Origin of the sequence: Muribaculum sp. An289, from assembly GCF_002159555.1 — a bacterium.
GTDB lineage: Bacteria > Bacteroidota > Bacteroidia > Bacteroidales > UBA932 > Merdivivens > Merdivivens faecigallinarum.
Window position 1 is genome coordinate 60,466 of record NZ_NFIV01000005.1, and the last position, 12,739, is coordinate 73,204.

8 protein-coding genes are annotated in these 12,739 nt (G+C 47.4%); 2 read left to right on the forward strand and 6 right to left on the reverse strand.

The window, feature by feature from the left end:
* Positions 1-13 precede the first annotated feature (13 nt).
* The 6 genes from B5F83_RS05280 to ruvB all read right to left on the reverse strand — a co-directional run bounded on the left by B5F83_RS05280 (position 14) and on the right by ruvB (position 7,205).
* Positions 14-2,107: a SurA N-terminal domain-containing protein gene (locus tag B5F83_RS05280; protein WP_087277772.1), complete on the reverse strand. Its 2,094-nt coding sequence runs from the start codon at positions 2,105-2,107 to the stop codon at positions 14-16.
* A gap of 64 nt (positions 2,108-2,171) precedes the next feature.
* Positions 2,172-2,792 (reverse strand): LPS export ABC transporter periplasmic protein LptC, encoded by a 621-nt coding sequence (lptC, locus tag B5F83_RS05285; RefSeq protein WP_158094162.1) that lies wholly within the window; start codon positions 2,790-2,792, stop codon positions 2,172-2,174.
* Between the two features lie 7 nt (positions 2,793-2,799).
* Positions 2,800-4,128, reverse strand: coding sequence for a hypothetical protein (locus B5F83_RS05290; RefSeq protein ID WP_087277766.1), 1,329 nt, complete (start codon positions 4,126-4,128; stop codon positions 2,800-2,802).
* Positions 4,129-4,160: 32 nt separating this feature from the next.
* Complete coding sequence (locus B5F83_RS05295) at positions 4,161-5,462, reverse strand: hypothetical protein (protein WP_143822467.1); 1,302 nt, start codon at positions 5,460-5,462, stop codon at positions 4,161-4,163.
* Positions 5,449-6,177, reverse strand: a complete 729-nt coding sequence (locus tag B5F83_RS05300) for a type III pantothenate kinase (RefSeq protein ID WP_087277759.1) — start codon at positions 6,175-6,177, stop codon at positions 5,449-5,451. Before B5F83_RS05300 ends, B5F83_RS05295 begins: the two co-directional genes overlap by 14 nt.
* A 2-nt stretch (positions 6,178-6,179) precedes the next feature.
* Positions 6,180-7,205 (reverse strand): Holliday junction branch migration DNA helicase RuvB, encoded by a 1,026-nt coding sequence (gene ruvB / locus B5F83_RS05305; protein ID WP_087277949.1) that lies wholly within the window; start codon positions 7,203-7,205, stop codon positions 6,180-6,182.
* A 318-nt stretch (positions 7,206-7,523) separates the two neighbouring features.
* On the opposite strand from ruvB, the gene mfd reads away from it, so the two are divergent.
* Complete coding sequence (mfd, locus tag B5F83_RS05310; RefSeq protein ID WP_087277756.1) at positions 7,524-10,745, forward strand: transcription-repair coupling factor; 3,222 nt, start codon at positions 7,524-7,526, stop codon at positions 10,743-10,745.
* 43 nt (positions 10,746-10,788) lie between these two features.
* On the forward strand, positions 10,789-12,735 hold the full coding sequence (locus B5F83_RS05315; RefSeq protein WP_087277752.1) for a fumarate reductase/succinate dehydrogenase flavoprotein subunit: 1,947 nt from the start codon (positions 10,789-10,791) through the stop codon (positions 12,733-12,735).
* The last annotated feature ends 4 nt before the right edge of the window (positions 12,736-12,739 follow it).

Here is a 12,739-nt window from a genome sequence, read left to right on the forward strand (position 1 = left end):
TCTTCTTTATATCCTAATAGAAGCGTGCCCTGTTGTCCTTGACATCCGCATCCTGCATCATGACAGGAAGAACGGCGTTCAATGCATACTGGGCAATCATCTGCTCCCTCGACCTTGCATCGTCTTCCGTGTAGAAAGCACCTGTTTCACGGCTTTTCACAACGAAAACATATACGCCGAGATTACCTTTGACCGGACCGGTCAGAACACCCTCGGAAGCACCCGAAACCGCACCTATGAAGGACGGGTCGAAGCCCTGCTGGCGTGAAACCGAAGAGAAGGCAATGCCGTCGCGGGAACTTACGGTCGTTCCCAAAGCCTCGGCCACAGCCTCTATGGTAGTGCAACCTTCAATGGTCTTTGCCACTTCGGCAGTCCTTGCCTCGGCAAGTTTCCTGTTCTTGAGGTACATCTCGATTGAAGGACGTACATCCTCCAGAGGTGCATAACCCTCCTTGTGTATCTTGGTCACAGCGGCAACGAAGAAGTATTCGTTGTTAACAGTAATGATAGGCGAAACTTCGCCGGCCTTGGCCTCGAAGGCCCAACGTGTCACTTCCTTGGTATCCTGATAAGTTCCGAGAGTCCTCGATGACTCCTCTACCCTCTTTGCAGACAACGGGAACAGATTCGCTTCCCTGCAAGCCTGGGTGAAAAGCTCGTATTTGCCTTCGCTCTTGGCTGCAATCTCGTTCGCCTTTGAATAGAACGAGTTGAAAGTCTCCTTGCTTGCAACAGCTTCCTTAACAAGGATTGCCACCTGTTTTTTCAGCTTGGAAGGAGTGCGCTCCTTCACATTTACTATATGGGTACCGTAATCGGTCTTGAGAATGAACGGTTTTCCTGTCTTTGCGGAAAGCACGCCCTCAAAGCCCGGAATCATCATATACTGGGTCATCCAGCCTATATCGCCGCTAACGCCGTTATTCATGCTCTGGTCGGCCGAATAAGTCATTGCAACGTTTGCCAGGGTATTCTTACCGGTCGAAATCACATTGAGCAGACTGTCAGCAAGAGACTCGGATTCGCCCTGGAGCAGAACATGCTGCACATAGGCGGAATCAGACATGTTTTTCTGATCCATGACCCTTGCAGCCATGAACTTGTTATCCACATTGACTATCTCTGAAACTCCCGAAACCCTTTTTGCGAAAGCATAGTCATCAAATACCGGCGATATGGAAGCAAGCTCCCCTTCCTCGAAGTAATAAGGATTGAAAGGCTCGTCGGAATTCCTCATGAGGAAATTCTTCATGTTGTCGGTAGTTGCGAAGTCAGCATACACGGCCTGTATGGCATCGCTTGCGAAATTGATGTCATCGTCGGAAGGTACGACCTCGAAAACGACATACTCCAGATCCCTGCTGGCATTCTGCTCGTAATCCTTCTTATGGGACGAATAATACGAGCTTATTTCGGATTCGCTCACCTTTATTGTCGAATCTGCGATGCCGAAAGGAACCATTACGAAATCCACATCGGAAGTCACGTTGTTTTCCTCAACGGCCTTGGCAAGCATCAGAGGATTCATGTAATCAGATGCAGTGAACAGCGAATTGTATTTCGTATAATATTGCTGGTCAAGTATTACGCTCTGGAGATAATCCCAGTAAAGTTTGAGGTTGCCGCTCTGGTCCTGAGACATGGCGCTAACGAAATCCCTTACCATCTGAGGGGAGAACACGCCGGCAGCATCCATGAACACCCTGTTGCCGGAAACAAGCGGAGACACCATGTCGCCTATTGTCAGATCGAGGACCTCGTCCCCTCCTACCGATATGCCGGCAAGCTCTGCATTCTTAATGAAAAGCATCTGGTCGAGGAACCACTGCCATGCCATGTTCTGGATAGCAGTATTCTGCTCTTCAGAGATTGCCGAAGAACCGGTGGACATCTGCGTAATAGCCGTATAGTAATCCACTCTCTTCTGGAAATCGGTATAATCCACACCTTTCCCGTCTATTTCCCCCACTTTATTTTTAGAAGACATAAAAGAAAATGCCGTTTCCAATGTTGCCGGATCAATTATGAATGACAACAGGGCAATGGCAATAAGTACGGTGATAAGGACACCCAACTTAACGCGAATTTTTTCAATAACCGCCATGTTTTAAATATTTTTAGTTTCTTAATTTTCTGGCCAAATTTAAGACTGCGAAGATAGTAATTTTTTATAACAATGGACCAATAAAATTGACAGAATCGACATAAGTCTTGGTAGAATCATTATTTATGATGAAAAAATTGTCGAAAGGACGGAGGATTTTCGAATGCCTCGCCCTCTGGTCCGACTCGATGCCATAGCCCTGCATGAAACCGCTCGGGGAAAACATTTTTACATAACAGTCGGTAAAAATCCTTTCGTTTTCCTTGTCCCAGTACAGGGTATCGGTCTCCAGGCGTTCGCCCTTGATGATATTGCTGACTACTACATCCCCGAAAGCCTCCCAGGTCTCCCCTTCCTCCTTCGAATCGACATGGCGGGCCTTCTGCGAATTTATTTCCGTTTCCAAAAGCCCTTCTTCATTATAAATGAACACATTGAAACCGTCCGGAAAAATTTCGTAGGAAACAGTGTCCTTCACATACCTTTCCATTTTCCGGGCCTCTACCCTCAACTGCATCACACCGTTTTCGGACTGTATGTGGAAAATCCCTTCGACTACCTGCATCGGAGTCTCGTCGAGGTCGATTTTTTCAGCTTCGCCCAATTCGCTTTTGCAGGAATATAGAACAGTAGCAGCCGTGGCCACGACTGCTACTGTCAGTGATGCTATGAATCTTCTCTTCAAAGCTCCATTATTTTTGTGTACGGACTTTCGTAGTCTCGGTAAGACCGCCGCAGGATACGGTGTAGGAATCCCCGTCGAGAACATTGAACATGAACGCCTCGGCCTGGTCAGGGAAGTATTTCGAATACTGTGCTATAAGCGGATTGACCGTATCGGCAAGAGTAGGGTCGGCATTCTTGGCCTTTACGAGATAGTCGACAGCCACCCAAAGCGGAGCCCTCCGGTCTATTTCATTGCCAGGGCAATCGAGGCTCGCCCATACATTTGCCATGATGACATAGGATTTTCCGGCGAGTGAAGGGTCAAGCTCCATGGCTTTCTTTGCAGACTGCACAGCCTTCACATCCATATTGTTATTCGAACATACCGAACTCATTTCATAGTAATACAGGGCATCCTGGGCCTCGTCCGAATCTGGCCTGTCGATAGCTTCCTGAAGATACTGCAAAGCAAGGTCTATTTCGTTGTTGGACTGATAAATCTGATAAAGGAAATGAGCGGATATGTGGGTAGGCTCCAATTCGTCCAAAGACTTGGCGGCACGGAAGAACAGGTCGTTGTCAGTACAGTTCTCGGCAGATGAAAGCATCATTATTATGTTGGAAACCAACGCCTTGTCATTAGGAGTAGCATCGAAGCGAGGAGTAAAGAGCTCGATAAGCCTGTCACAGCTTGCCACATTGCTTGCAATGAAGAGGCTCTCCACGTCCTTAAGCACAGCTTCCAGAGAAGCCGTAGACTTGTTCTGGCTCTTGTTCTTGTCTATCGCGGTATTGATATTCGTGGTAATCTCTCCGAATACGGCCATGACGTCCTCCGCCATAATCGAACCCTGGGAATAAAGGGCGTTTGTGGCGTTCATGAGCCTTACGTATATCACATTGTTGGTCTTGTCCTTGGTGTAAGACATGTTTTCGCGCAGCACTTCATAGAGCTTGTTGTTGTCGGTTACGTAGTTGATCATGTCCAAAGACTTGTTGTTCCTTGCAGTAACCGCATATTTAGGATAAGTGGCGATACGTATGTCGTGAAGGGTCATGAGGGTATCGATAAGCGCATCCTTGTAAATCGCATTCATCGAATTCTTCGCGATAAGCGTTCTCATGAATTTCTGGCCGTCAATCAGCATGTTCTGGCTTGCGGTAGGAGGGCAGAGCTCATAAGCCTTCCTCCAGCGTGGAATGGCCTCTTCCATCGCATCCATATCCATGTACCTGTTATAGAAAGTAAGATACCTTACGCACTCGGCACTGTCAGGACCGTATTTGCCTTGCGCTCCGGCTGCGAAACTTACAAGTGTCGCAAAAAAGACTGTTAGAAAAATTTTTTTAATCATTTTAGTTTGTTTTTTATATTCTTATAGTTTTTTTATTTGTAGCGATATCTTTGGAACCATACGTCATGCAGGCTGAACCCGATTACGAACTTGAAATAACGCTCCCTCATCGTAACGCCGCCGAAACCTCCCCTCTGTCCGAAATCTATACCTACGTTTATCCCATTGTAGAATCTGAAAACCGGAAACGTGAATCCCAACGTAATCCCGATTTCCCCCACGTTATGGCCGTTCATCGTATAGTAGGACTGGTTGTAGTAAACCCCTCCCCTATACGAAACCCTTTTCATATAGTAACGTATGTCGTATCTGTTAGGAACGAACTCGAAACCGGCCCTGAACGAATTGGAAACCGTACTGCGGAAAACATCCTTTTTGTTGAAAGCCGTCATATCGTCTATCCCCGTATTGCGCCAGTCGGATCTCGTATAATTGAACTCGACCGCCCATTTGTCGGATTTTCTGAATGAAACCCCCACTCCTATTTCGTCCGCCAGCCTGAAAGACGGCTTGGAAGAATCGTTGCGCACAGTATCCACGACACTTGAAGTGGTGGCGTATGCGAAACGGGTCCTGTTTCCATTCATATTGGTGCCCATTCTGTATGTCGCCCCGAGAATCATGGAATAATCATCGGAAAAACCCTGCTCGTACTGGAGGCCGAATTTTCCCGAAATCCCGTATACGTGATGCTTGGTGCCGGTATCCCAGGAACGGTAAGACGAGTTGTCATAATCTATGGTCGAATGCCTTTCAAGGTTGCCGAAATAGTAGGTCAATTCGGCTCCTACGGACAATCTGTCCCAGAATGTCACCGCCCCGGACAGGAACAGCGAGTAAATGCTTCCCTCTCCGTAATATCCGTATCTCGAATCCCCTACTGTCGCCAGTATGTCCTCATTGGTCTCCCTTCTGGAAAAATTGTATCCCAAATCACTGAAAGGAGTGATTCCCACCGCAATGGCGGAACTTCTGTAAATAGGGAACGAAAGCACGAAATCGTACATGTTGAACGTATTGAAAAGGGTTTTCGATGCTCCGTCCTTAAAATACGAGTTTTTCTGCTGGACTCCGAAATCCGCCATGAACGCGAGCGTATCGCGCGCGGAAATCGCCGCCGGATTCAGAAAATTGATATGTCTGGTATTGCGGGTCGCTATCCCCACTCCTCCCATCATATTGTTGAATGCGGAACCGCCACGGGAAATATCGCCTATCCCATAGATGGAAAACGGCGAAAAACTGCCCAAAGCATCTTCACTCTGGGCACTTACCCGCAAAGGAAACAGCAAAACAATCGCTGCCAGTATATAAAACAATTTAAGCGGTCTCATCAAAATCAAAATGGCAAGCTATCAAGGCAAGGCCCTTCAAAACCAAATTACAAACTGCAAATATCGGTCTTTTCATTTTACCGGCAAAATAAAATGCATCACCGCCGGTAAAAACGCATAAATATTCCGGATATTTTTGCAGGTAGCCTTCTATTTCAAAAATTATACCCGAATTGACACCGGAATGGATGGATTCGGAAATATTCATCCCCCTTTCAATAAAAAAATCGGGAGTATCCAGTGCCGGCAGCCCTGAAGAATACCTTGCAATGGCCTTGTACCTCGACCTCAGGCCCGGTGAAACCGCACCACCGCAATATCTGCCTTTGCCATCTACGAAATCGACACTTATCATGGAGCCCAAATCGAATACCATTACATCCCTGCCCTTGAAAAGGAAGGAAGCCGCAACTATGGAAGCCTTCCTGTCCGGAGGCAATGATGCGGAAGCCTCTCCGAAATCCACGGGAAGCCCTGCAAAATCCCCGGGGAGAATCACCTCACGGCAATTTTCCTTCAAAACCTTTATCAAATTGGGATCAGCCGGTCCGGAAGATGACACCACACAGGTTTCCACCTTGCCGCCGGAAACTATGCGCGAAATGAAATCCGCTACCTTGTATCCCTGATACCGGAAAATCTTCCCGAGTTGCCCGCCGTCCGCCAAAGCGGCCTTTACAGACAGGCTGCCTATGTCTATTACAAGATTGGCCATGTTCAAAACAAACTTCCGTCCGCCGCTTCAAATTTCGATATGCCGAGATGCCCGTATGCCAGATCGGTCACTTCCCTTCCGCGAGGAGTCCTCATTATGAACCCTTCCTTTATAAGGAACGGCTCGTACACTTCCTCCACGGTACCGGGATCTTCTCCTATGGCCGTAGCTATCGTATTGATTCCCACAGGACCACCCTTGAATTTGGTTATGATTGTCCTGAGTATCTTATTGTCTATGGAATCGAGGCCGCGCTTGTCTATATTGAGGGCGTCGAGGGCATAACGCGCTATCTCCATGTCTATGAAACCGTCGCCCTTGACCTGGGCGAAATCCCTGACCCTCCTCAGCAACGAATTGGCTATACGGGGAGTCCCCCTGCTCCTGCGGGCTATTTCGAACGCGGCTTCGGCCGATATTTCTATTCCGAGTATCGAAGCGCTCCTGACGATAATCTTTACAAGGGTATCTGTATCATAGTATTCCAACGCGAAATTGATTCCGAACCTTGCACGGAGGGGGGAGGTGAGAAGTCCGCTGCGCGTTGTCGCCCCGACAAGCGTGAACGGATTGAGGGCTATCCTCACCGAACGGGCGCCAGGCCCCTTGTCAATCATGATATCTATGACGAAATCCTCCATTGCGGAATACAGGTATTCTTCAACCACCGGGGACAGCCGGTGTATCTCATCTATGAAAAGCACATCGCCCTCATCCAGCGAAGTAAGAAGCCCAGCCAGATCCCCGGGCTTGTCGAGGACGGGGCCCGAAGTCACTTTCATATTGACTCCCAGTTCATTGGCAACTATTTTTGCCAAAGTGGTCTTTCCTAATCCCGGAGGGCCGTGCAGCAAAAGGTGGTCGAGGGCCTCTCCACGCATCTTCGCGGCCTTTACGAAAATTTTCAGATTTTCTATAATTTTGTCCTGTCCGGAGAATTCACCGAACTCCTGGGGCCTTATCATCCCTTCGAAATCCTTGTCCTTTCCAACCGACACTTTTCTCGGGTCGAAATCCTCGTTTTCCATTTTTTCGAAATTCATGACACAAATATAATATTAGTTTTATTTTAAAAAGAGAATATGGATATATTTTAATGTATGTTAATATGTTGATAACTTGAAATGCCCTTTGAAAATCAGCGTTTTGACTTTTTGGATTATGAAAAACAGGTGTTGAAAGGAGCTGTGGGAATTTTGTTATAATTTTTTTGCGGAAACGTTGCATTTTTTATTTTCTTTCCGTTATAAAAATTTTCACGGAATCCGGCGGATTATTTTATTTGATTTTATCAACACATTATTTTTAACTTTGTAACATGTTTTCAACACAATTTCAACATAGGGATGTTCATAAGTAAGGAAAAAACCGGTGAAATACGGAAATTCGCCGAAAAAGGCTGCGATGAAATCCGAATCGAAGGCCTTTATCTCTCTTCTAAAAGTTTTGTGGCTGATGCGGTTATAGACGGAGGAATGAACGTGGTGCTGATGCCAGACCGTGAAAGCGCTGAAAATTTTGCTTCGGACATATACAATATAAGGAAATCGGAGTCCGTTTATCTTCTGCCGGTGTCCGGTGCGAAACTGGAAAAGAGTGCGAGGAAGGCGACCTACAATGTCCAGCGTACTTCCGCAATCGGGGCCATGGTCGAATATGGGAACGGGAACGCTCCTGAAGGTGGGGTGATAATAGTGACCTATCCGGATGCCATAGAAGAGGAATTCGTGGAGAAAGGTGAGGTGAAAAATGCGGTAATGTTCCTGTCGAAAGGAGATGAGATTTCTCTCGATGCGTTGAAAAACAAGTTGTTGGAGCATGGTTTCGTAAAGACCGATTTTGTTTCCGTTCCGGGCGAATTTGCCCTCAGGGGCGGCATTATAGACGTGTTTTCATATTCGAACAATGTTCCTTACCGTATAGGGATGTTCGGGGATGAGATAGAGTCGATACGTGTTTTCGATACTAATACACAGCTTTCGACGGGGAGCATGGAAAGGGTGGAGATTTTCCCGGACATATCCGCGGGGAATGAAACATACGTGAAGAAATGCGGGTTCTTTTCGTTTATTCCAAAGGATACGGTACTGTGGATAGATACTGCCGAAATATACAGGGAAAAGCCTTATTTTTCTCTGATAAGGAATTTCAGAAGGTTTATCATCGGTGCGGACCCGTCTTCGCGGCATGAAAACGTGCCTACGGTGAGATTCAATATTTCGCCCCAGCCTTCGTTCAACAAGAATTTCGAACTTCTTACTGAAGATTTGAAAGACAGGATGGAACACGGGTACAGTGTATATGTGCTCAGCGACAAACCGGGACAAGTCGAGAGGCTCAAAAGCATATTGTACACCTTTAATGTCCAGAATGTGGACTTCAGTGCCGGTTTTACTGTACAGAACGGTTTCATAGACCATGATTCTAAAGTGTGCTGTTATACCGACCACGAGATTTTCGACAGATTCCACAGGGTTGTTTCACGCCGCAGCGTTGAAATGAGCGAATCGCTTACCATCAACGATCTGACGTCTTTCAAAATAGGTGATTACGTGGTGCATATCGACCATGGAATCGGTATTTTCGGAGGTCTTGTGAAGGTAAACATGAACGGGAAGATGCAGGAGATGGTAAAACTTGTGTATAAGGACAACGATGTCGTTTTCGTTTCCGTCCATTCATTGCATAAGATATCCCGGTACAAGTCTTCGGAAACGGAAGAAAAACCGAAGATAAACAAATTGGGAAGCAAGACGTGGCAGAACCTCAAGACATCGGCGAAGAGCAAGCTGAAAGACATAGCCAAAGATCTCATAGACCTGTATGCCAAAAGGAGGCAGGCCAAGGGTTTCCCGTTTTCCGCGGATACCTACATGCAGCAGGAACTGGAGTCTTCTTTCATATATGAGGATACACCGGACCAGGAAAAGGCCACGAAGGCTGTCAAGGCCGACATGGAAGAGGCTTATCCGATGGACAGGCTCGTGTGCGGGGATGTGGGTTTCGGAAAGACCGAGGTTGCGATAAGGGCCGCTTTCAAGGCGGTTGCGGACAGCAAGCAGGTGGCGGTTTTGGTTCCGACAACCATTCTGGCCTTCCAGCATTACAATACCTTTACGGCCCGCCTTAAGGATTTTCCCTGCAATATCGATTATCTCAGCCGCATGAGGACGGCCAAAGAGACGAAAACCGTACTGGAGAATCTTGCGAACGGGAAAATCGATATTGTAATAGGTACCCACAAGCTGCTCGGAAAGGAAGTGAAATTCAAGGATTTGGGCCTGCTTATAGTGGATGAGGAACAAAAATTCGGAGTGGCGGCGAAAGAAAAACTCAAACAGTTGAAAATCAATGTGGACACTCTTACACTTACGGCTACTCCGATACCGCGTACATTGCAGTTTTCACTCCTCGGAGCCCGCGACCTTTCAATTATAAACACTCCTCCGCCCAACAGGATACCCGTAAGGACGGAAATCATGAATTTCGATGCCGATGCCATAAAGGATATCATCGATTATGAAATGGATAGGGGAGGGCAGGTATTTTTCGTTCATAACAAAATCGAGGACCTGTATGGAATAGCTTCTATTATTAAAGGTATAGTCCCGGATGCGGAGATATGCATAGGGCACGGCCAGATGGAAGCGAAGGAACTGGAGGAAAAGGTCCTCGACTTCATGAAGGGGAGATATGACATACTCCTTTGCACTACCATTATTTCCAACGGAATAGACATTCCTAACGCCAATACTATGATTATCAACCAGGCGCAGAATTTCGGACTCAGCGATTTGCACCAGTTGAGGGGCAGGGTAGGGCGTTCCAACAGGCAGGCTTACTGTTATCTCATAGTGCCTCCGCTTGTTTCCATTTCGGATGAGGCCCGCCGCAGGCTGAAGGCCATAGAAGCTTTTTCGGAACTCGGGAGCGGTTTCAATATTGCGATGCAGGATTTGGATATCCGCGGGGCAGGAAACCTGCTTGGAGCCCAGCAGAGCGGTTTCATCTCGGACATGGGTTTCGAAACTTATCAGAAAATCCTTACCGAGGCTATGGAGGAGCTCGGTTGCGAGACGGGGAACGTCGTCCGTAAGACGAATGACAACTATGTGTCCGACTGTACGATAGAGACTGACATGCAATTGTTCATCCCCGATGATTACATCAATGTGCAGGCCGAGAAAATAAGACTTTACAAGGAGTTGGATTCCATGACTTCAGTCCGCGAGGTGGACAGGTTCAACAAGGAGATATCGGACCGTTTCGGCCCGGTCCCGGAAGAATTCAGGCAGCTCATGAATGTCGTGAAAATCAGGATTGTCGCCATGTCGCTGGGTTTCGAACGTATGATTATAAAGAACGGTGTGATGATAGCGCATTTCGTGTCCAATCCGATGTCCCCTTATTATAAGTCGGGGCGTTTTGAAAAAGTGATAAGGTACATTCAGGACAATCCGGCTTCTTTCAAGCTGAAAGACAGCGGCGGACACCTGTATATTTCGGTCAGGAATGTTCCCGATATGGATAAAGCGTATGAAATTCTGTGCGCCATGCGTAATGATTGAAAATTATTTGTACCTTTGGGCCAAAATTCAATAAAATAACAAGATGGCCGAAAAACTCATATCAAAAATTCCTGAGGGGCCTTTGTCTGAAAAATGGACAAAGCATAAATCTCAGATCCGTGTCGTAAGCCCGGGTAACAAGAGAAAATTGGAAATTATCGTTATCGGTACAGGTCTCGGCGGTGCTTCCGCAGCCGCAACCTTGGGAGAGCTCGGATATAATGTCAAGGTTTTCTGCATCAGCGATTCTCCTCGCAGGGCGCATTCCATTGCCGCACAAGGAGGTATCAATGCCGCAAAGAACTATCAGAATGACAATGACTCCGTTTACAGGCTGTTCTACGATACCATCAAAGGCGGTGACTATCGAAGCAGGGAAGCCAATGTCTACAGGCTTGCGGAGGTAAGTAATCTTATCATCGACCAGTGTGTAGCCCAGGGAGTTCCTTTCGCAAGGGATTATGGCGGATTGCTCGACAACCGTTCATTCGGCGGTGCGCAGGTAAGCCGTACCTTCTATGCAAGGGGACAAACGGGACAGCAGCTGCTTCTCGGTGCATACGCTTCCTTGAACCGTGCGATTTCCAAAGGCAATGTAAAGACTTATCCTCGTCATGAGATGCTCGACCTCGTGATGATAGACGGGGAGGCCCGCGGTATCATAGCAAGGAATCTCGTTACCGGCGAAATAGAACGTTTCGGTGCCCATGCGGTAGTTCTGGCTTCGGGCGGATACGGAAACACCTACTTCCTTTCGACCAATGCGATGAACAGTAACGGTTCCGCCGCATGGCAATGCTACAAGAAAGGTGCGTTTTTCGCCAATCCATGTTTTGCACAGATACATCCTACCTGTATTCCGGTACATGGCGACCAGCAGTCCAAGCTGACCCTCATGTCAGAGTCGTTGCGTAATGACGGCCGCATCTGGGTTCCTAAAAAGAAGGAGGATGTGATGAAGCTCCGTAAAGGTGAAATCAAGGCTTCCCAGATTCCTGAAGAAGACAGGGATTACTATCTGGAGCGCAGATATCCTGCATTCGGAAACCTCGTTCCCCGCGATGTGGCATCACGTGCGGCAAAAGAGCGCTGCGATGCCGGTTACGGTGTGAACGAACACGGTCTTGCGGTATTCCTCGATTTCAAATCGGCCATTGAAAGACTCGGAAAGGATGTGATAGAGGCTCGTTACGGCAACCTCTTCCAGATGTATGAAAAGATTACCGACGTCAATCCTTACGAAGAGCCTATGATGATTTATCCAGCCATTCACTATACGATGGGCGGACTTTGGGTAGATTACAATCTTCAGACAACCATTCCTGGACTTTATGCGATAGGCGAGGCCAACTTCAGCGACCACGGAGGAAACCGCCTCGGAGCATCTGCCCTCATGCAGGGTCTTGCAGACGGATATTTCATCCTGCCTTACACTATCGGAGACTACCTCGCTTCGAAAATCCAGGTTCCTAAGACGGATACCAAGCATCCTGCTTTCGATGAGGCGGAGAAAGCCGTTAAGGACAAGATTAACAAGCTGTTCTCAATCAAAGGCAAGGAATCCGTTGATTCGATACACAAGCGTCTCGGCCATATCATGTGGGAATACGTAGGCATGGCCCGCGATGAAGAAGGGTTGAAGAAAGCAATTACCGAAATCAGGGCTCTCAGGGAAGAATTCTGGAAGAACGTATACGTTCCGGGAGAAAACGGGGAGTTCAATCCTGAAATCGAAAAGGCCCTGAGGGTTGCCGATTTCCTCGAAATAGGCGAGCTCATGGCTTTGGACGCACTCAACAGAAGGGAGTCCTGCGGAGGACACTTCCGTGTGGAAATGCAGACCGAAGACGGTGAAACTAAACGCGATGACGAACATTACATGTATGTCAGCGCATGGGAATACAAAGGCGGCAATGTAGAGCCTGAACTCCACAAAGAGCCTCTCGTATTTGAAAACATAAAAATTGCTACCAGAAATTATAAAGACTAACGCT